This window comes from Stagnihabitans tardus (assembly GCF_009925085.1).
Taxonomy (GTDB): Bacteria; Pseudomonadota; Alphaproteobacteria; order Rhodobacterales; family Rhodobacteraceae; genus Stagnihabitans; species Stagnihabitans tardus.
On record NZ_JAABNR010000010.1, the window covers coordinates 82,809 to 100,537 of the forward strand.

Here is a 17,729-nt window from a genome sequence, read left to right on the forward strand (position 1 = left end):
GCCAGGCTCTGCCGACTGGACCGCCTGGTGCATGATTGGGGCTTGGGCCCTGCCGACTGGGGGCACAGGGAGGCGGCGCGGGCCATCAGGCGGGCTCCACGGAGGTGGGGAAGAAGCGGGCGTCGCCGATGCGGCAGGCCTCGGCCTCGGAGGGGCGGCCGGTTTCATAGGCGGCGCGGCGGATCGAGGCATCGGCGAGGTCGTCGGTCGCGGTGCGGCCCGGGGTGACCGTGATGCCCCAGCGGGCGAGGACGGCCAGGGCCATGGCGATGGCCTCGGGGATGCGGGCGGCGGTTTCGGGGCGCAATCCGCCGCCGAAATCCTCGAGCTCCACCGGTTGGCAGCCGATCAGCACCATGCGGGGCGGGCAGCGGTCCAAAAGCTTCGCCGTCGCCACCACGTCCTGAAACCCGGTCTGGTGCAGGCTCATCTTCTTGGCCCCCATGAAGGCCGGGACCTCGTCGCCCTCGATCAGCCGCAGCGTGCCGGGCGGCAGGCCATAGTCGATGGCATCGAAGACCACCATGGCCTCGGCCTCTTCGAGGAAGGGCAGGAGGTAAAGCCCCTGGGTGCCGCCATCGAGGAGGCGGACGTTGTCGGGCATGGAATGGCTCTCGGCCAGGGCCTCGACGCAGCGCGGGCCGAAGCCCTCGTCGGCCCAAAGGACATTTCCGATCCCGAGGATCAATACGCGCATGGTTCCCCCCCCCTTTTCGGGCGTGCCGTTTCCGGTTCTTGGCCCCAGTGGAAGGGAAATTTGCAGGGCTTGGCAGGGGGAATGTCGATTCGACGGGCATTGGGCCAAGTGACGGGGCGGCAAGGGAAATTGCCAGGGCGCGGGGTATGGGGATGGAAAGCTTGTTTCCACTATTGGCGGCCGCCCGTCTTCCCGCTTTCCACTTCGCCCCGACAATCCCCCTCCCCCGCCGTTTTTCCGCTTGGAACCCCGCGCGCATCGGCCCTAACATCGCCCCATGCCCATCCTGCCCCCACCCCATCCCGAGCTCTCTGCCCGCCCGCATTTCACCGATGATGCCTGGGTCGAGGTCCTGTCGGCGGTCGACCGGACCTATGCCGACCTTGTGGGCTACCAGGAGCAGCTGGAGCGCCAGAACGCCGAGCTTCTGGAGATGCGGACCTTCCTGACCGCGATCCTGGGCTCGGTCTCGGATGTGCTGATCGTGGCGGACAAGCAGGGGGTCGTGGCCGAGGTCTCGCAGTCCTTGGACCAGACCTGGGGCGGGGCGGAGGCCAGGGGGCGCCCAGTGGCCGAGGTCTTTGCCGCCGAGGATCGGGCGCTGCTTCTGGCCCTGATGCAGAAGGTGCGTGACGCGCGCCGCGCCCATGCGGTCGAGGTGCGGCTGGCGGTGGGGGAGCCCCTGGACCTGTCCATCGCGCCCCGGGTGAACGACCAGGGCAGGGTCGATGGCTTTGTCCTGACCGGGCGGCCCCTGGGGGCGCTCCGCCAGGCCTATGCCGAGCTGACCCAAAGCCATGACGCGCTGAAGGAGACCCAGGCGCAGTTGGTGCGCAACGAAAAGCTCGCCTCGCTGGGGCGGCTTTTGGCGGGGGTGGCGCATGAGCTGAACAACCCGATCAGCTTCGTCTATGCCAATGCCCATGCCCTGGAGCGCTATTCGGCCAAGTTCGAGACCTATTTCGCCCGCGTGCAAGAGGGCGCCAGCCGCGAGGAGCTGATCCAGCTTCGCGCCAGTCTGAAGCTGGATCGCGAGGTGCAGAACCTGCGCGAGGCGATCCGGGGCGCCAAGGACGGCGCCGAACGGGTGCGCGACATCGTCGAGGACCTGCGCAGGCTCTCCTCGGACGGGTCGGGCGAGATGGTGGAGTTCGACCTGGCGGAAGTGGCGCGGATCGCGGCCTCCTGGGTCTTGCGCGGGATGAAGCAGCCGGTGGAGTTGCAGGCCGAGCTTGCGCCCGTCAAGGTGCGGGGGAGGCCGGGCCATGTGCAGCAGGTGGTGATGAACCTGGTGCAGAATGCGGTGGATGCCATGGGTTCGGGGGTGATCCGCATGGGCCTGAGGGCCGAGGGCGGCATGGCGGTGCTCCGCGTGGCCGACGAGGGGCCGGGCGTGCCCGAGGCGCTGCGGGCCTCGATCTTCGATCCTTTCTTCACGACCAAGCCCGTGGGGCGCGGCACGGGGCTTGGCCTCTCGATCAGCCACAAGATCGCCGAGGAACATGGCGGCAGCCTGACCCTGGCCGATACGGCGACCGGGGCGGAGTTCCTTTTGTCCCTGCCCTTGGAGGCATCATGAACCTGATCTGGCTCCAGGCCTCGGGCTGCGGCGGCTGCACCATGTCTTTGCTTTGCGCCGAAAGCCCCGGCGCGCTGGAGATGCTGGAGGATGCGGGCATAAGGCTGTTGTGGCATCCGGCCCTGTCGGTGGAAACCGGGGAGGAGGCGCGCAAGATCCTGGAGGATGCGGCGGAGGGGCGGGTTCCCTTGGATATCCTCTGTGTCGAGGGCGCGGTGGCACGGGGGCCGGGTGGCTCGGGGCGGTTCCAGATGCTCTCGGGGACGGGGCTGTCGATGATGGCCTGGGTGCAGCGGCTTTCCGCCCGGGCGCGGCATGTGGTGGCCGTTGGGACCTGCGCGGCCTATGGCGGGGTGACGGCGGCGGGGGGCAATCCGACCGATGCCGTGGGCCTGGCCTATGACGGGGCGCGCGAGGGCGGGGTCCTCGACCGCCCCGTCGTCAACATCGCGGGCTGCCCGACCCATCCGGGCTGGGTGACCGAGACGCTGTCGATGCTGGCGGGGGGCGAGGTCGTCGAGCTCGATGGCCTTGGCCGGCCGCGGTTCTATGCCGATCACCTGGTCCACCATGGCTGTCCCAAGAACGAGTTCTACGAATACAAGGCCTCGGCCCGCGACCTGTCGGAAATCGGCTGCATGATGGAGAACCTGGGTTGCATCGGCACCCAGGCCGTAGGGGATTGCAACATAAGGCCCTGGAACGGGGAAGGCTCCTGCACGCGGGGCGGATACCCTTGCATCTCTTGCACGAGCCCGGGGTTCGAGGACCCTTCCCATGCCTTCGTGGAAACGCCCAAGATCGCGGGCATCCCGGTGGGGCTGCCGACCGACATGCCCAAGGCCTGGTTCATGGCCCTGGCCTCGCTCTCCAAGGCCGCGACGCCTGCCAGGATCGGCACCAATGCGCGGGCCGACCGGGTGGTCGTGCCGCCAACCCTGAGGAAGAAATGAAGCTGGTTGTCGGGCCCTTCAACCGGGTCGAGGGCGACCTCGAGGTCACGCTGGAGGCCGAGGACGGCGTGGTGACCGAGGCGCGGGTCAATGCGCCCTTGTATCGCGGCTTCGAGGTGATGTTGCAGGGCCGCGATCCCCGCGACGCGCTGGTCATCACGCCGCGCATCTGCGGGATATGCAGCATCTCCCAGTCGGCGGCGGCGGCGAGCGCTTTGGGGGCGGCTATGGGGCTTGCCCCCACGCCTGCGGGGGCCGATATGGCCGCGCTGATCCATGCGGCCGAGAATGCCGCCGATCACCTGACGCATTTCCACCTGTTCTTCATGCCCGATTTCGCGCGGCCCGATTATGCCGGGCGGCCCTGGCATGGCCGTGTGGTCGAGCGCTTCACCGCGATGGAGGGTTCGGCCCAGCGGCAGGCCATCACGGCACGGGCCGAGCTTTTGCATGTCATGGGGCTTTTGGCGGGGAAATGGCCCCATACCCTGGCGATCCAGCCGGGCGGGGTGACCAAGGCTCCGGGCGCGCGGGAGAAAGCGCGGCTGACGGCGACGCTGCGCGCCTTTCGCCGCTATCTGGAGGGCGTGCTCTTCGGCGGGCCGCTGGAGGAGTTCATCGGCCTCAGCGATGTCCCTTCGCTGATGTCCTGGGGGCGGGGCGATGTCGGGCTCTTTCTGACCCTGGCTGCGGATCTTGGGCTGATGGACCTCGGGCGCGGTTCGGGGCGTTACCTCAGCTTCGGCGCCTATCGCCGGGAGCGCGGTCCGTTCTTTGCCTCGGGGCTTTGGGAGGGCGGCGCGCAGGTCTTCGACCCCGGCGCCATTGTCGAGGACCTCAGCCATTCCTGGATGGAGGGGGAGGCCGCGCATCCCTACGACGGACGGACCGAGCCCGATCCGCAGATGGCTTCGGGCTATTCCTGGTGCAAGGCGCCAAGGCTTGGCGGGCGGCCGGTCGAGGTGGGGGCCTTGGCGCGGATGGTGGTGGATGGCCATGCCCTGGGGTTGGAGATGGCGGGGGGCGGGGTTCTCGCACGGGTGGCGGGGCGGCTTCTGGAGCTCGCCCGGACGCAGGTGCTGATGGAAGAGCTGGTCGCGGGCATCGTCCCGGGGGCGGAGTATATGGCGCGGGGGGGGATGCCATCGGAGGGGCGCGGGGCGGGGCTGGTCGAGGCGGCGCGGGGGGCGCTCGGCCATTGGATAAGGATCGAGAAGGGGCGGATCGCGGGCTATCAGATCATCGCGCCGACGACCTGGAACTTCTCGCCCCGGGATGCGGGGGGCGTGCCGGGGCCGTTGGAGGCGGCCTTGGTGGGGGCAAAGCCGGGGGTGGAGGTGCAGCATGTGGTCAGGTCCTTCGATCCCTGCATGGTCTGCACGGTGCATTGAGGTCGCTTGGGGCGTTGAGGTCGCATGGGGGCGCTGCCCCCAAACCCCCGGAGATATTTGAGCCAAATTGAAAGCCATGAGGGGTCGGCGCATCGGGGGCGGGTGAAGGGGCGGGTGAGGGGGGCGAAGTGCTGGGGGGTGACCCCCTCACCCCCGGGGGATTTGTGACCAGATGAAGGGGAGGCGGCGCTTTGGGGGCGGGCGGATGGCGGATCAGGGTCAGGGGCCAGGTGCAGGGCGTGGGCTTCCGGCCCTTCGTCTGGGCCCTGGCGCGGGAGTTCGGGCTGAGGGGCCGTGTCTGGAATGACCCGGAAGGCGTGGGGATCGAGGCTTGGGGGCCCACTTCCACGGCGCTGGAGGGCTTTGTCGCGGGGCTGACGGCGCGGGCGCCGGGGCTGGCGCGGGTCGATGCGGTGGAGGTTGAGGCGTTTGACGGGGCGGCGCCCGAGGGCTTCGAGATCGCGGAAAGCCGGGGCAGGGGGGCCGAGACCCGGGTCGTGCCCGATGCGGCGACCTGTCCGGACTGCCTGGCGGAGGTCCTCGGGCCGGGGCGGCGTGCGGGCTATGCCTTTACCAACTGCACCCATTGCGGGCCCAGGTTCTCGATCCTGAAGGGCCTGCCCTATGACCGGGGGCAGACGACCATGGCCGAGTTTGGCCTCTGTCCCGACTGCGCGGCGGAGTATCGCGACCCTTCCGACCGGCGCTTTCATGCCCAGCCGATTGCCTGCCCCGCCTGCGGGCCTCGGCTTTGGTTCGAGACCGGGGGCGCGGAGGTTCCGGGCGATCCCCTGGCGCTGGCGGTCGGGGTCTTGCGGGCGGGCGGTGTCGTCGCGGTCAAGGGGCTCGGCGGGTTTCACCTGGCTTGCGATGCGGGGAATGCTGCGGCCCTGGCGCTGCTTCGTGAACGCAAGCGGCGGGTGTCGAAGCCCTTTGCCGTGATGGGCAGCCTTGAGGCGCTGGGCGCCGTGGCGGAGGTCGCAGGGGCGGAGGGGCTTTTGCGCTCGGCCGCGGCGCCGGTGGTCCTGGTGCCCTCGCGCGGGGTTCTGCCCGAGGGCGTGGCGCCGGGGATGGTGACTTTGGGGGTCATGCTGCCCGCGACGCCCTTGCATCATCTGCTGGTGGCGGCCTTCGGCGGGGTGCTGGTCATGACCTCGGGGAACCTGTCGGGCGAGCCGCAGGTGATCCATAACGACGAGGCGCGGGAGAAGCTTTCGCCTTTCGTCGACGGGTTCCTGATGCATGACAGGGATATCGCGCGGCGGCTGGATGACGGGGTGGAGCGGGCAAGCCCTCCCATGGTCTTGCGGCGGGGGCGGGGGCGGGTGCCGGGGGTCTTCCCGGTGCCGTTCCAGGGCCAGGCCCTGGGCCTTGGCGGGCAGATGAAGGGGGCGATTTGCGCGGTGAAGAAGGGCCAGGCGCTCTTGGGCCATCACCTGGGCGACCTCGACGGGGTTCTGAACGCGGCGGAGTTCCACCGGGCGATTGCCGATTACACGGCGCTTTTCGATCTGAAGCCGCAGGTCGTGGCCTGCGACCTGCACCCCGATTTCACCGCGACACGGGCGGCGGAGGCGATGGGGCTGCCGGTCGAAAGGGTCCAGCATCACCATGCGCATCTGGCCGCTTGCCTGGCCGAGAACCAGTGGCAGGGCGGCAAGGTTGCAGGGATCGTGCTGGATGGCACGGGGCTCGGGGAGGACGGCACGATCTGGGGCGGCGAGCTGCTTTTGGGCGACTGCCTGGGGTATGAGCGGGTGGGGAGCCTCACGCCCGCGCCCCTGCCCGGGGGCGACCGGGCGGCGCGGGAGCCCTGGCGGAACGCGCTGATGCGGCTGGACATGGCGGGGCAGGGCGATCTGGCCGACAGGCTCTTCGACGGGCCGGTCGAGACCCTGCGGGCCATGGCCTCAAAGCGGGTGAATGCGCCCCTCTCCTCCAGCGCGGGGCGGCTGTTCGATGCGGTGGCGGCCTGCCTCGGGATCGGTACGCAGAGCTATGAGGGGGAGGCCGCCATGCGGCTGGAGGCCCTGGCGGTGGAGGGGCTGGAGCCATACCCTTTCGACGGGCTGGACCCCGCGCCGATGTTCCGCGAGATCGCCCGCGACCTTGGGCGCGTTCCGCCCGGGGTGATCGCGGGGCGCTTCCATGAAGGGTTGGCCCTGGCCTTTGCCCGGGTCGCACGGGCCTTGGTTGAAGAGGGCCGGGCCGAGGCCGTGGCGCTCTCGGGCGGGTGCTTGCAGAACGCGGTCCTGCACCGGGCGCTGGTGCGGCACCTGGGCGGTGTTACGGTCCTGACCCATGCCCAGACGCCTTGCGGCGATGGTGGGCTGGCGCTCGGTCAGGCGGTCGTGGCCCTGGCGCGGCTGGAAAGGGGCTGACCAGGGCTGGCGGCTTCTGGTCAGGGTCTTGCCGGGCAGGGCGGCGCATTCCGCGCTCAATCCCATGAATTGCCTGAATTTTCTGCGAAATCTCAGGGGCTGCGCTTCTGTTGGTGGCAGCGCCACGTTTCGGCACACCATGGGACACCACGAGGAGGGAGGCCGCCCCATGAGTCTTGTCGAAAGCCAGATCGAGACCTTTTACGAGGTCATGCGCAAACAGGGGATCACCCGGCGCAGCTTCATGAAATACTGTTCTCTGACCGCCAGCGCCCTTGGGCTGGGGCCAAGCTTCGTCCCCCAGATCGCCCATGCGATGGAGACCAAGCCCCGCACCCCGGTCATCTGGGTCAACGGGCTGGAATGCACCTGCTGCTCTGAGTCCTTCATCCGCGGCGCCCATCCGCTGGCCAAGGATGTCGTCCTGTCGATGATCTCCCTGGATTACTCGCATACGCTGATGGCTTCTGCGGGCCATCATGCCGAGGCCGCGCTGGAAGAGACGATCGAGAAATACAAGGGCAACTACATCCTGGCGGTCGAGGGCAACCCTCCGCTGAACGAGGACGGGATGTTCTGCATCGTCGGCGGCAAGCCCTTTGTCGAACAGCTGAAACGCGTGGCCAAGGATGCCAAGGCGGTGATCGCCTGGGGGGCCTGTGCCTCTTATGGCTGCGTCCAGGCGGCGGCTCCGAACCCGACGCAGGCGACGCCGGTCCACAAGGTCATCACCGACAAGCCGATCATCAAGGTCCCGGGCTGCCCGCCCATCGCCGAGGTCATGACCGGGGTCATCACCTATATGCTGACCTTCGACCGCCTGCCGGAACTGGACCGCCAGGGCCGCCCCGCGATGTTCTACGGCCAGCGCATCCATGACAAATGCTATCGCCGCCCGCATTTCGACGCGGGCCAGTTCGTCGAACACTGGGACGACGAGAACGCCCGCAAGGGGTATTGCCTGTACAAGATGGGCTGCAAGGGGCCTACGACCTACAACGCTTGCTCGACGGTCAGGTGGAACGAGGGGACGAGCTTCCCGATCCAGTCGGGCCATGGCTGCATCGGCTGTTCCGAGGACGGGTTCTGGGACCAGGGCTCCTTCTATGACCGGCTGACCAATATCAAGCAATTCGGCATCGAGGCCAATGCCGACCAGGTCGGCATGGCGGCGGCGGGCGTCGTGGGGGGCGCGGTGGCGGTCCATGCGGCGGTCAGCGCCTTGAAGCGCGCGCAGAAGAAAAACGAGAAAGTGGAGGGTTAAGCCATGGGAGCGACGCCGAACGGCTTCAACCTCGACAACACGGGCCAGCGTATCGTGGTCGATCCGGTCTGCCGGATCGAGGGCCATATGCGCTGCGAAGTGAACGTGGACGACCAGGGCATCATCCGCAACGCGGTCTCGACCGGGACCATGTGGCGCGGGCTGGAGGTCATCCTGAAGGGCCGCGATCCCCGCGATGCCTGGGCCTTTACCGAGCGGATCTGCGGGGTCTGCACCGGGACCCATGCGCTGACCTCGGTCAGGGCGGTGGAGGATGCGCTGGGCATCACCATCCCGGACAATGCCAATTCGATCCGCAATATCATGCAGTTGAACCTGCAGATCCATGACCATATCGTGCATTTCTACCACCTGCATGCCTTGGACTGGGTCAACCCGGTCAATGCCTTGCGCGCCGATCCCAAGGCGACGTCGGAGCTGCAGCAGGCGGTCTCGCCCAGCCATCCGCTGTCCTCTCCGGGCTACTTCCGCGATGTGCAGAACCGGCTGAAGGCTTTCGTGGAATCCGGCCAGCTTGGCATCTTCAAGAACGGCTATTGGGACAACCCGGCCTATCTTCTGCCGCCCGAGGCCGACCTGATGGCCACGACCCATTACCTCGAGGCGCTGGACCTGCAGAAAGAAGTCGTCAAGGTCCACACGATCTTTGGCGGCAAGAACCCGCATCCGAACTGGCTGGTGGGCGGCGTGCCTTGCCCGATCAATGTCCATTCGACGGGCGCTGTCGGCGCGATCAATATGGAGCGGCTGAACCTGGTGTCGTCGATCATCGACAAATGCATCGAGTTCAACCGCAACGTCTATATCCCCGACGTCAAGGCGATCGGCGGCTTCTACAAGAACTGGCTTTACGGCGGCGGGCTCTCGGGCAAGTCGGTGCTGGCCTATGGCGATATCCCGGAAAACGCCAATGACTTCTCGCCCGGCCAGCTGCACCTTCCGCGCGGCGCGATCATCAACGGCAACCTCAACGAGGTCCATGAGGTCGATCAGCGCGACCCCGAGCAGATCCAGGAATTCGTCGATCACTCCTGGTATGAATATGGCGAGCCGGGCAAGGGCCTGCACCCGTGGGATGGCGAGACCAAGCCCAAGTTCGAGCTGGGGCCGAACGCCAAGGGCACGAAGACCAATATCGAGCAGCTGGACGAGGCGGCCAAGTATTCCTGGATCAAGGCGCCGCGCTGGAAGGGTCATGCGATGGAGGTGGGGCCCCTGGCCCGCTATGTCGTGGGCTATGCCGGGGGGCATGAGGACATCAAGAACCAGGTGGATGGCCTCTTGGGCGAGATGGGGCTGCCCCTGACGGCGATCTTCTCGACGCTGGGCCGGACGGCGGCCCGGGCGCTGGAGTCGGAATACTGCGGCCGCCTGCAGAAGCATTTCTTCGACAAGCTGGTGACCAATATCAAGAACGGCGACAGCACCACGGCCAATGTGGCGAAATGGGACCCTTCGACCTGGCCCAAGGAGGCCAAGGGCGTCGGTGCGACTGAGGCGCCGCGTGGCGCCCTGGGCCACTGGGTCAAGATCAAGGACGGCCGCATCGAGAACTATCAATGCGTGGTGCCGACGACCTGGAACGGAAGCCCCCGCGACACGCAGGGCAATATCGGCGCTTTCGAGGCCAGCCTCATGGACACCAAGATGGAGCGTCCCGAAGAGCCGGTCGAGATCCTGCGCACGCTGCATTCTTTCGATCCCTGCCTGGCTTGCTCCACCCATGTCATCTCGCCCGAGGGTCAGGAACTGACCCGGGTCAAAGTCCGCTAAAGGGAGGTCACGATGAAGAAACTTGCACTGCTCCTGGCCCTGGTGGCGGGGCCTGCGATGGCCCATCCGGGGCATGGCTTCGGCTTTCCCGATGGCATGCTGCATCCCCTGACCGGGGCGGATCACATGGCGGCGATGCTGGCCGTGGGGCTCTGGTCGGGGATCGCGCTGCGGCGGGTCTGGACGGGGGCCCTGGTCTTCATGGCCGGGCTGACCCTGGGAGCGCTGTCTGGGGTGACGCTGGGCGCCGAGCCCCTGGTGCTTGCGTCGCTGCTGGCCCTGGGGGCCATGGTGGCCACGGCGCGCAAGGGGGGGGCGGTCGTCGCTCCCCTGGTGCTGATCGGCGGCTTTGCCCTGGCCCATGGCATGGCCCATGGGGCGGAAGGCTCCGGCGCAGGCTTTGTCCTGGGCATGCTGGCGGGGTCGGCCGTCCTGCATGGGCTGGGGATCGGCCTGGCCCAGATGGTCTCGGCCCGGACGCAGCGCGCGCTCGGCTGGGGCGTCGGCGCCCTTGGTCTTGCCCTGATGGTGGCCTGACATGGCCGAAATCCCCAAGGGCTACGAGGCCTCGCATCTGACGGGCGACGCCACCGAGGAAGACCTGGCCACGCTGCGCAAAAGCACCACGGTCTATGTCTATGAGGCTCCGGTGCGGCTTTGGCACTGGCTGAACGCCCTGGCCATCGTCGTGCTGATCGTCACGGGCTATTTCATCGGGCGGCCCCTGCCGTCCATGCAGATCGCCGAGGCCTATGACCAATTCGTCATGGGTTACATCCGCTTCGCCCATTTCGCGGCGGCGCAACTGGTGACGGTGGGCTTCTTCGGCCGCATCTACTGGGCCTTCGTCGGCAATTCCCATGCGCGGCAGATGTTCGTCCTGCCGATCTTCAACCGCCGCTGGTGGAAGGAGGTCTTCTTTGAACTGCGCTGGTATGCCTTCCTGGAGCCCGAGCCGAAGAAATACGTCGGCCACAATCCCCTGGCCCAGGGCGCGATGTTCTTCTTCATGACGCTGGGCCTGACCTTCATGCTGCTGACCGGCTGGGCGCTTTATGCCGAAGGCGCGGGGCAGGGCAGCCTGCCCGACCTGGTCATGGGCTGGCTTCTGGGGCTGGTCGGCAATTCCCAGCGGCTCCACACTCTGCATCACCTGGGGATGTGGGCCATCGTGGTCTTCATGATCGTCCATATCTATGCGGCGGTGCGCGAGGACATCATGTCGCGGCAAAGCATCGTCTCGACCATGATCTCGGGGCATCGCAGCTTCAAGGACGACCGGCCAAGCTGAGTGTTGCAGCGATTGACGCTTTCGGGACCGGCCCTGTGCAAGGGACCGGTCCCGTCCTATATTGAGCGGGCAATGATGGAGGCTTTCATGTTCCTGCTCGACCGCGCCAAGATGCAGATGGTGACCCCTGACCGCGCCCTTCCGGGTCGCGCCGATCCCCTGCCCACCGCCGAGACGCATTTCCTGAGCGGCTTGCCCCTGAAATCCCCGGTGCCGGACGGGTTCCAGGTCGCGCTCTTCGGCATGGGCTGCTTTTGGGGCGTGGAGCGCAAGTTCTGGGCGGTGCCGGGCGTCTGGCTGACCATGGTGGGCTATGCGGGCGGCTTCACGCCCAACCCGACCTATAAGGAGACCTGCACCCAGCTGACTGGCCATAACGAGGTCGTGCGGGTGATCTTCGATCCCGCCAAGGTCAGCTACGCGGCGCTGCTGAAGGTCTTTTGGGAGAACCATGACCCGACCCAGGGCATGCGGCAGGGCAATGACGTGGGCTCCACCTATCGCTCGGGGATCTATTTTGCCGACGCGGGGCAAGAGGCCGAGGCGCGGGCCTCGAAGGTCGCCTACCAGGCGGCGCTGACCGCCCGGGGCCATGGCGCGATCACGACCGAGATCATCCCGGCGCCGATCTTCTACTTCGCCGAGGATTACCACCAGCAATACCTGGCCAAGAACCCCGATGGCTATTGCGGCATCGGCGGTACCGGCGTCACCTGCCCGATCGGGGTTGGCGTCAGCGCTTGACGGCCAGCTCGGTCTCGATGGCCCGGATCATCAGCTCGATCCCGTGCTGGAAGGTCGCTGCCCGGCGCTCGGGCGCGAAATGCGGGGCGATGGACATGAGGCCGGGGAAGGCCGTCGCCGCCTCGGCCACGGGCAGGGGCGTGACGGCGGCCGGGGAATGCGGCCCCGTGACCTCGTCGAGACAGGCGCCGTTGAGGTAGAAGCCAAAGGCGCGGAAATGGCGGCTGCGGCCCTTGGGTTGCAGGCCCGCCGCCTCGAAGATCGCAAGCTGGCGTTCGAGGAGCGCGAGGCCGGGGCCGTGGTTCAGGCGGAACTGCGCGAGATAGGGGTAGAAGCCCGGATGGGCCAGGGCCATCTCGCGCCAGGCCGTCGCCGCCTGGCGGTAGCGTGCCTGCCATTCGCCCGTGTCGGGAAAGTCGCCCGCCTCGGCCAGGAGGAGGTTCACCAGGGCTTCGAAGAGATGCTGCTTGCTGGGGAAGTAGTGGTAGATGCTCATGGCCTGGCAGCCGAGCCGCGCGGCGAGGCTGCGGAAGGAAAAGGCCTCGAGCCCCTCGGCATCGATCAAGGCAAGGGTCGCCGCGGTGATCTTGTCGGCGGAGAGGGCGGGGCGGGGCATGGGTGACCTTCTTGTGTTTGGGGGATGTTAACCCTGGCTTCCTCTCCGGGCAAGCGGGGGGGCTGCCGCCCCCCCGCACCCCCCTGCCCAAAGGGGGATGCATCCCCCTTTGGAAACCCTGCGGCCCTTGACGTCACAGGGCGCGCGGCCTAACCGGGGGGAAACCCTGCGGAGACTGCCGATGCCCACTTACACCGCCTTGACGACCCTGATGGGCGAAGACCGCGCCGAGGCCTTGGGCGAGGCGCTGGAAAAGCTGCAGCCCGAACCCATCGGCGTCGGCGTCTTTGAAATCGAGGATGACAGCGGGCTTTGGGAGGTCGGCGCCTATTACACCGAAGAGCCGAACCTGGCCTTCCTGGAGCTGCTGTCGACCGCTTTCGAGGCCAAGCCTTTCGTGGTCTCCGAGGTGCCCGAGGTCGATTGGGTTGCCCATGTGCGCCGCGAACTGGCGCCGGTCGAGGCGGGGCGCTTCTTCGTCTATGGCAGCCATGACGCCGACAAGGTGCCCGATGACGGCCGCATCGCCTTGCAGATCGAGGCGACGGTGGCCTTCGGCACCGGGCATCACAACACGACGCTGGGTTGCCTTCTGGCCTGGGACCGGCTTTTCGACGGTGGCTTCCGCCCCGCCCGGGTGGCCGATATCGGCTGCGGCACGGCCGTCCTGGCCATGGCGGCGGCCAAGGTCCTGCCGGATGCGGTCATCATGGCCTCGGATATCGACAAGGTGGCCGTTGACGTGGCCCTGGCCAATGTCGAGATCAACGGGCTGAAGGGCCGCATCGCCTGCATGGAGGCGGCGGGCTTTGCCCATCCCGATCTGCAAAAGGCGCCTTTCGACCTGGTCTTCGCCAATATCCTCAAGGGCCCGCTGATCGAACTGGCCCCCGAGATGGCGCGCTACACCGCGCCGCGAGGGCTGGTCATCCTCTCCGGCCTCCTGGTCATCCAGGCCGAGGCGGTAACCGCGGCCTATGTCGCGGCGGGCTTCACACCCGTCTCGCGCGATGACCTGGGTGAATGGTCGGCCCTGGTCCTGCAACGCCAGTAGGGCGGATGCGGTGGGCTTGCCCTAATCTCGCCACAATTTCTTCGTAAATAAACCTTGGGTGGGGTCGGAATCAGGAGCTTGGGATGGCCGACCCGAATATGAGCGACTTTTATCGCCGCGTGGAGCGGATCCAGAAGGCGCGTGCCAAGGGCTATGGCTTCGAGGCACCGGGCACCTTGGGGCGGTCGCACTACTATCGTCCGCGCACGCAGCGCCGGGGGCTTCTTGGCCCTGTTCTCTTGCTGCTGGCGGCGGTTTTTCTCATGAAAGGGCTGATGATCAGCCAGATCGGGACCTCCGATTACCAGGCGCGGGTCGACCGTCTGCGCGCGGGCAAGGGGATCGAGCCGCTGGGCGGATGGGTGATGCAGGTCGACCCGGTCTCGACCCTCGTGGCCGAGAAGCTGGGGCCGCTGATCCCGCCGCTGCGTTAAGCCGGAGGTTCAGACCATGCGAGGGGGCTTCGGCCCCCTTTTTCATGTCCAGGGCGGTGCGCCGGGTCGCGGAAAAGCAAAAGGGCCGCAGAAGCTGCGGCCCTCGATCACTCATGTGGCGGCGCTTCAGCGGCCGATCATCTCGATGTCACCGCGGCACAGCCCGATATCGTCGAGCTCGCGGTTGGACAGGCGGTGCAGGGCCTTGCGGGTCACGCGCGCCGAATTCCAGCGGCGGAAGGCTTCCGAGCCTTCGGCAAGGGTCTGCACGAAGCGGTACACGGTGATGGCGCCGAACGGCGCCGCGGCGGACGTCTCATAGGCGGCCATAGCGGGTATCCTTTCACAATTTGCACAAACGCAAGGCGTTCATTCGCCTTCGATGCAGCCTAAATAGTCTTGCTGCGAAGCGGCAGCAAGCCGCGCCACGGCAAGGCCGCCTTGCATTGCGTGCATGGCAAGAACATCCGCTTCTATACTGATTTTACAGAACTTTTACATATTCTCCCGGGGTCCGCGTCGCCCGCAGCCGCCATCCCGTCGCTTTTTGCACATGCAGCATCCGCAGGCGACCCCGGAATATCACTTGGCCCGTGTTCCCCTTTCGTGCTAACCCTTCCCTAACGATAATAAAGGGGCGGGCATGCGGGTTTTGGGCATCGATCCGGGGTTGAGGAATCTGGGCTGGGGCGTGATCGACGTCCAGGGCGCGAGAATCACCCATGTCGCGAATGGCATCTGCCACTCGGACGGCAAGGAGGGCGACCTGGCCTTCCGCCTCGTCTCCTTGCATACCCAGTTGACCGAGGTAGTCCGCCTTTACGCCCCGGATGCGGCGGCGGTGGAGCATACTTTCGTCAACAAGGACGCGGTGGCGACCTTGAAGCTGGGCCAGGCCCGGGGGATCGCGCTGTTGGTCCCCGCCCAGGCCGGGCTGACGGTGGGGGAATATGCGCCCAATGCCGTCAAGAAGACCATCGTCGGCGTGGGCCATGCGGCCAAGGCGCAGATCGACCACATGATCCGCATCCACCTGCCGGGCGTCCAGATCGCGGGCCCCGATGCGGCCGATGCCCTTGCCATCGCCATCTGCCATGCGCACCATATGCAAAGCGCGGGCCGGCTTCAGGCCGCAGTAGCAAGGGCGCAGGCATGATCGGCAAGCTTTCGGGCATCGTGGATTGGAAGGGGCCTGACCAGGTCCTGCTGGATGTGCGCGGCGTGGGCTATATCGTGCATGTCAACGACCGGACCCTGGCGCAGTTGCCCCCCCCGGGCGAGGCCGTGGCGCTTTACACCGACCTCCTGGTGCGCGAGGACCTGCTGCAGCTCTTCGGCTTCCTGACGCTGTTCGAGCGCGAATGGCACAAGGTGCTGATGACGGTGCAGGGGGTGGGGGCCAAGGCCTCGATGTCGATCCTGGGGGCCTTGGGCGCCGATGGCGTGGCTCGGGCGATCACCCTGGGTGATGCGCGGGCGATCCAGGCCGCCAATGGCGTCGGGCCGAAACTGGCGCAGCGCGTGATCCTGGAGTTGAAGTCCAAGGCCCCCGGCATGATGGTCATGGGCGGGTCGCTGAATACCGCAAGCCCCCTGGTCGAGCCCCTGGCCGAGCCCGAGCCCAAACCCTCCCGCCGCAAGGCCCCCCCGCCGCCCCCCGGCCCCAACCGCGCCGCCTTTGCCTCCGACGCGCTCTCGGCGCTGTTGAACCTGGGCTATGGCCATTCCGAGGCCGCCGAGGCCGTCACCCTCTCCTCCGACGAGACGCCCGAGGCCGATACCGCGACGCTGATCCGCATGGCCCTGAAACGCCTGGCGCCGAAATGACCTATGTTCCCCTTCCCGATGCGCGTTTCAGCATCATCGACACGCCCAATGGCCCGGCCCTGCGCATCCCCGCACAGCGCAATCTCTTTGTCGCGGCCTTTCTGGCGGTCTGGCTTTGCGGCTGGACGGCGGGGGGCGTGGCGACAATCCACCAGTTCCTGGCGCAGCCCCAGGCCTTCCTCGGCTTCTGGCTCTGCGGCTGGGCGCTGGGCTGGGGATTTGCGGCCCTCACCCTGGCCCGGATGGCCGCCGGGGTCGAGACGGTGTCGGTGATCGCCGGAGACCTGGAAATCCGCCGCAGCCTCTTTGGCCTCTCGCGCGGCAAGCTCTATCGCGGCCGCGAGGTCAAGGCGCTGAGCGTGACCGTGCAGCCCAATTGGGGCGGCTTTTTCCAACCGCGCGGCTTCGGCCCGCATATGGGCCGGGTGCAGTTCACCTATGGCGGCCGCAGCCAGTCCTTCGCCGCAGGGCTGGACGAGGCCGAGGGCGCCGAGGTCGTGGCCTGGCTCCGCCAGCGCCTGGAGCCAGCCACACGATGACCCCTGACCGCCCCCTCTCGCCCGAAAAACAGCCCGAAGACCTGGACCGCGCGCTTCGCCCCCAGACGCTGGACGATTTCACCGGCCAGGCCGAGGCGCGGGCCAACCTCCGCGTCTTCATCCAATCCGCCAAGCAGCGCGGCGAGGCGATGGACCACACGCTCTTCCACGGCCCCCCCGGCCTGGGGAAAACCACCCTCGCCCAGATCATGGCCCGCGAATTGGGCGTGGGCTTCCGCATGACCTCCGGCCCCGTGCTCGCCAAACCGGGCGACCTGGCCGCGATCCTGACCAACCTCGAACCCCGCGACGTGCTCTTCATCGACGAGATCCACCGCCTTTCCCCCGTCGTCGAAGAGGTCCTCTACCCCGCCCTCGAAGACTTCGCCCTCGACCTGGTGATCGGCGAGGGCCCCGCCGCCCGCACCGTGAGGATCGAGCTGCAACCCTTTACCCTGGTCGGCGCCACGACGCGCCTGGGCCTCCTCACCACGCCCCTCCGCGACCGCTTCGGCATCCCGACGCGGCTGGAGTTCTACACGGTCGAAGAGCTCGACCTCATCGTCACCCGCGCCGCAAGGCTCCTCGGCATCACCCCCGAGCCCCAGGGCACCCGCGAGATCGCCGCCCGCGCCCGGGGCACCCCGCGCATCGCGGGCCGCCTGTTGCGCCGCGTGGTCGATTTCGTCACGGTCGAGGGCAATGGTGTCCTGACCCGCGAGATCGCCGACTCATCCCTCACCCGGCTTGGCGTCGACAAGCTTGGCCTCGATGGCAACGACCGCCGCTACCTGACGCTGCTGGCCGAGCACTACGGCGGCGGCCCCGTCGGCGTCGAAACCATCGCCGCCGCCCTCTCCGAGGCGCGCGACGCCATCGAAGAGGTCATCGAGCCCTATCTCCTGCAACAGGGTCTGATCCTGCGCACCCCGCGCGGCCGCATGCTGGGCCGCAGCGCCTGGCGCCACCTGGGTCTCGAGGCCCCCCGCCCCCCCGGCCAAAGCGACCTCTTCGAGGCCTGAGCCGCCGGGCCCCGTCCTCGCAGTCGGCAGGGCCCGCGCCAATCCGGGCAGAACACCTGTCCCTCGGCAGAGCCTCTGGCGAACCCGTGCAGTCGGCGGGGCAGGGCACGACGGGACAGGGCGAGGCTCCAGTCGGCAGGGCA

The 17,729-nt window shown here is 67.6% G+C and carries 18 protein-coding genes; 15 read left to right on the plus strand and 3 right to left on the minus strand.

The window, feature by feature from the left end:
• Positions 1 to 85: 85 nt before the first annotated feature.
• Positions 86 to 697: a HyaD/HybD family hydrogenase maturation endopeptidase gene (locus GV832_RS11870; RefSeq protein WP_168775086.1), complete on the minus strand. Its 612-nt coding sequence runs from the start codon at positions 695 to 697 to the stop codon at positions 86 to 88.
• 277 nt (positions 698 to 974) lie between these two features.
• Between GV832_RS11870 and GV832_RS11875 the strand changes: the two genes are divergently transcribed.
• From GV832_RS11875 to msrA, 9 genes are all read left to right on the plus strand, one after another.
• Positions 975 to 2,276 (plus strand): sensor histidine kinase, encoded by a 1,302-nt coding sequence (locus GV832_RS11875; RefSeq protein WP_168775087.1) that lies wholly within the window; start codon positions 975 to 977, stop codon positions 2,274 to 2,276.
• Positions 2,273 to 3,229: an NADH-quinone oxidoreductase subunit B family protein gene (locus tag GV832_RS11880; RefSeq protein ID WP_168775088.1), complete on the plus strand. Its 957-nt coding sequence runs from the start codon at positions 2,273 to 2,275 to the stop codon at positions 3,227 to 3,229. Before GV832_RS11875 ends, GV832_RS11880 begins: the two co-directional genes overlap by 4 nt.
• Complete coding sequence (locus GV832_RS11885) at positions 3,226 to 4,620, plus strand: nickel-dependent hydrogenase large subunit (protein ID WP_168775089.1); 1,395 nt, start codon at positions 3,226 to 3,228, stop codon at positions 4,618 to 4,620. Before GV832_RS11880 ends, GV832_RS11885 begins: the two co-directional genes overlap by 4 nt.
• 191 nt (positions 4,621 to 4,811) lie before the next feature.
• Positions 4,812 to 7,001, plus strand: coding sequence for a carbamoyltransferase HypF (gene hypF, locus GV832_RS11890; RefSeq protein ID WP_168775090.1), 2,190 nt, complete (start codon positions 4,812 to 4,814; stop codon positions 6,999 to 7,001).
• Positions 7,002 to 7,170: 169 nt separating this feature from the next.
• Complete coding sequence (locus GV832_RS11895) at positions 7,171 to 8,265, plus strand: hydrogenase small subunit (RefSeq protein WP_168775091.1); 1,095 nt, start codon at positions 7,171 to 7,173, stop codon at positions 8,263 to 8,265.
• A 3-nt stretch (positions 8,266 to 8,268) separates the two neighbouring features.
• Complete coding sequence (locus tag GV832_RS11900; RefSeq protein ID WP_168775092.1) at positions 8,269 to 10,059, plus strand: nickel-dependent hydrogenase large subunit; 1,791 nt, start codon at positions 8,269 to 8,271, stop codon at positions 10,057 to 10,059.
• Positions 10,060 to 10,071: 12 nt separating this feature from the next.
• Complete coding sequence (locus GV832_RS11905; RefSeq protein ID WP_168775093.1) at positions 10,072 to 10,596, plus strand: HupE/UreJ family protein; 525 nt, start codon at positions 10,072 to 10,074, stop codon at positions 10,594 to 10,596.
• 1 nt (position 10,597) lies between these two features.
• On the plus strand, positions 10,598 to 11,350 hold the full coding sequence (gene cybH / locus GV832_RS11910; protein ID WP_168775094.1) for a Ni/Fe-hydrogenase, b-type cytochrome subunit: 753 nt from the start codon (positions 10,598 to 10,600) through the stop codon (positions 11,348 to 11,350).
• Positions 11,351 to 11,437: 87 nt separating this feature from the next.
• Entirely contained in the window at positions 11,438 to 12,094 is a 657-nt protein-coding gene (msrA, locus tag GV832_RS11915; RefSeq protein ID WP_168775095.1) for a peptide-methionine (S)-S-oxide reductase MsrA, read from the plus strand.
• Here the strand turns inward: msrA and GV832_RS11920 are convergent.
• The gene (locus tag GV832_RS11920) at positions 12,084 to 12,710 is read right to left on the minus strand and encodes a TetR/AcrR family transcriptional regulator (protein ID WP_168775096.1); all 627 of its coding nucleotides are present in this window, start codon (positions 12,708 to 12,710) and stop codon (positions 12,084 to 12,086) included. The genes msrA and GV832_RS11920 overlap by 11 nt on opposite strands.
• 181 nt (positions 12,711 to 12,891) lie before the next feature.
• Here GV832_RS11920 and GV832_RS11925 point away from each other — a divergent pair, with 181 nt between their 5' ends.
• Both GV832_RS11925 and GV832_RS11930 read left to right on the plus strand, forming a co-directional pair.
• The gene (locus GV832_RS11925; RefSeq protein ID WP_168775097.1) at positions 12,892 to 13,764 is read left to right on the plus strand and encodes a 50S ribosomal protein L11 methyltransferase; all 873 of its coding nucleotides are present in this window, start codon (positions 12,892 to 12,894) and stop codon (positions 13,762 to 13,764) included.
• Between the two features lie 83 nt (positions 13,765 to 13,847).
• Positions 13,848 to 14,198, plus strand: a complete 351-nt coding sequence (locus GV832_RS11930) for a hypothetical protein (RefSeq protein WP_168775098.1) — start codon at positions 13,848 to 13,850, stop codon at positions 14,196 to 14,198.
• A 126-nt stretch (positions 14,199 to 14,324) separates the two neighbouring features.
• Here GV832_RS11930 and GV832_RS11935 read toward each other — a convergent pair whose 3' ends face one another.
• Positions 14,325 to 14,528, minus strand: coding sequence for a DUF1127 domain-containing protein (locus GV832_RS11935; RefSeq protein ID WP_168775099.1), 204 nt, complete (start codon positions 14,526 to 14,528; stop codon positions 14,325 to 14,327).
• A gap of 313 nt (positions 14,529 to 14,841) precedes the next feature.
• Between GV832_RS11935 and ruvC the strand changes: the two genes are divergently transcribed.
• From ruvC to ruvB, 4 genes are read left to right on the plus strand one after another with little or no spacing between them, the layout of a single operon-like run.
• Positions 14,842 to 15,354, plus strand: a complete 513-nt coding sequence (ruvC, locus tag GV832_RS11940; RefSeq protein ID WP_168775100.1) for a crossover junction endodeoxyribonuclease RuvC — start codon at positions 14,842 to 14,844, stop codon at positions 15,352 to 15,354.
• Positions 15,351 to 16,025, plus strand: coding sequence for a Holliday junction branch migration protein RuvA (ruvA, locus tag GV832_RS11945; protein WP_168775101.1), 675 nt, complete (start codon positions 15,351 to 15,353; stop codon positions 16,023 to 16,025). Before ruvC ends, ruvA begins: the two co-directional genes overlap by 4 nt.
• The gene (locus tag GV832_RS11950) at positions 16,022 to 16,564 is read left to right on the plus strand and encodes a hypothetical protein (RefSeq protein ID WP_168775102.1); all 543 of its coding nucleotides are present in this window, start codon (positions 16,022 to 16,024) and stop codon (positions 16,562 to 16,564) included. Before ruvA ends, GV832_RS11950 begins: the two co-directional genes overlap by 4 nt.
• A complete protein-coding gene (gene ruvB / locus GV832_RS11955; protein WP_168775103.1) occupies positions 16,561 to 17,586 on the plus strand; it encodes a Holliday junction branch migration DNA helicase RuvB in 1,026 nt (341 codons plus the stop codon). Before GV832_RS11950 ends, ruvB begins: the two co-directional genes overlap by 4 nt.
• Positions 17,587 to 17,729 lie beyond the last annotated feature (143 nt).

What these genes read in the sequence shown, in the direction of transcription:
- GV832_RS11870 (WP_168775086.1), bottom strand. Translation starts at nt 697, where the DNA reads ATGCGCGTATTGATCCTCGGGATCGGAAATGTCCTTTGGGCCGACGAG.
- GV832_RS11875 (WP_168775087.1), top strand. Translation starts at nt 975, where the DNA reads ATGCCCATCCTGCCCCCACCCCATCCCGAGCTCTCTGCCCGCCCGCAT.
- GV832_RS11880 (WP_168775088.1), top strand. Translation starts at nt 2,273, where the DNA reads ATGAACCTGATCTGGCTCCAGGCCTCGGGCTGCGGCGGCTGCACCATG.
- GV832_RS11885 (WP_168775089.1), top strand. Translation starts at nt 3,226, where the DNA reads ATGAAGCTGGTTGTCGGGCCCTTCAACCGGGTCGAGGGCGACCTCGAG.
- GV832_RS11895 (WP_168775091.1), top strand. Translation starts at nt 7,171, where the DNA reads ATGAGTCTTGTCGAAAGCCAGATCGAGACCTTTTACGAGGTCATGCGC.
- GV832_RS11900 (WP_168775092.1), top strand. Translation starts at nt 8,269, where the DNA reads ATGGGAGCGACGCCGAACGGCTTCAACCTCGACAACACGGGCCAGCGT.
- GV832_RS11905 (WP_168775093.1), top strand. Translation starts at nt 10,072, where the DNA reads ATGAAGAAACTTGCACTGCTCCTGGCCCTGGTGGCGGGGCCTGCGATG.
- cybH (WP_168775094.1), top strand. Translation starts at nt 10,598, where the DNA reads ATGGCCGAAATCCCCAAGGGCTACGAGGCCTCGCATCTGACGGGCGAC.
- msrA (WP_168775095.1), top strand. Translation starts at nt 11,438, where the DNA reads ATGTTCCTGCTCGACCGCGCCAAGATGCAGATGGTGACCCCTGACCGC.
- GV832_RS11920 (WP_168775096.1), bottom strand. Translation starts at nt 12,710, where the DNA reads ATGCCCCGCCCCGCCCTCTCCGCCGACAAGATCACCGCGGCGACCCTT.
- GV832_RS11925 (WP_168775097.1), top strand. Translation starts at nt 12,892, where the DNA reads ATGCCCACTTACACCGCCTTGACGACCCTGATGGGCGAAGACCGCGCC.
- GV832_RS11930 (WP_168775098.1), top strand. Translation starts at nt 13,848, where the DNA reads ATGGCCGACCCGAATATGAGCGACTTTTATCGCCGCGTGGAGCGGATC.
- GV832_RS11935 (WP_168775099.1), bottom strand. Translation starts at nt 14,528, where the DNA reads ATGGCCGCCTATGAGACGTCCGCCGCGGCGCCGTTCGGCGCCATCACC.
- ruvC (WP_168775100.1), top strand. Translation starts at nt 14,842, where the DNA reads ATGCGGGTTTTGGGCATCGATCCGGGGTTGAGGAATCTGGGCTGGGGC.
- ruvA (WP_168775101.1), top strand. Translation starts at nt 15,351, where the DNA reads ATGATCGGCAAGCTTTCGGGCATCGTGGATTGGAAGGGGCCTGACCAG.
- GV832_RS11950 (WP_168775102.1), top strand. Translation starts at nt 16,022, where the DNA reads ATGACCTATGTTCCCCTTCCCGATGCGCGTTTCAGCATCATCGACACG.
- ruvB (WP_168775103.1), top strand. Translation starts at nt 16,561, where the DNA reads ATGACCCCTGACCGCCCCCTCTCGCCCGAAAAACAGCCCGAAGACCTG.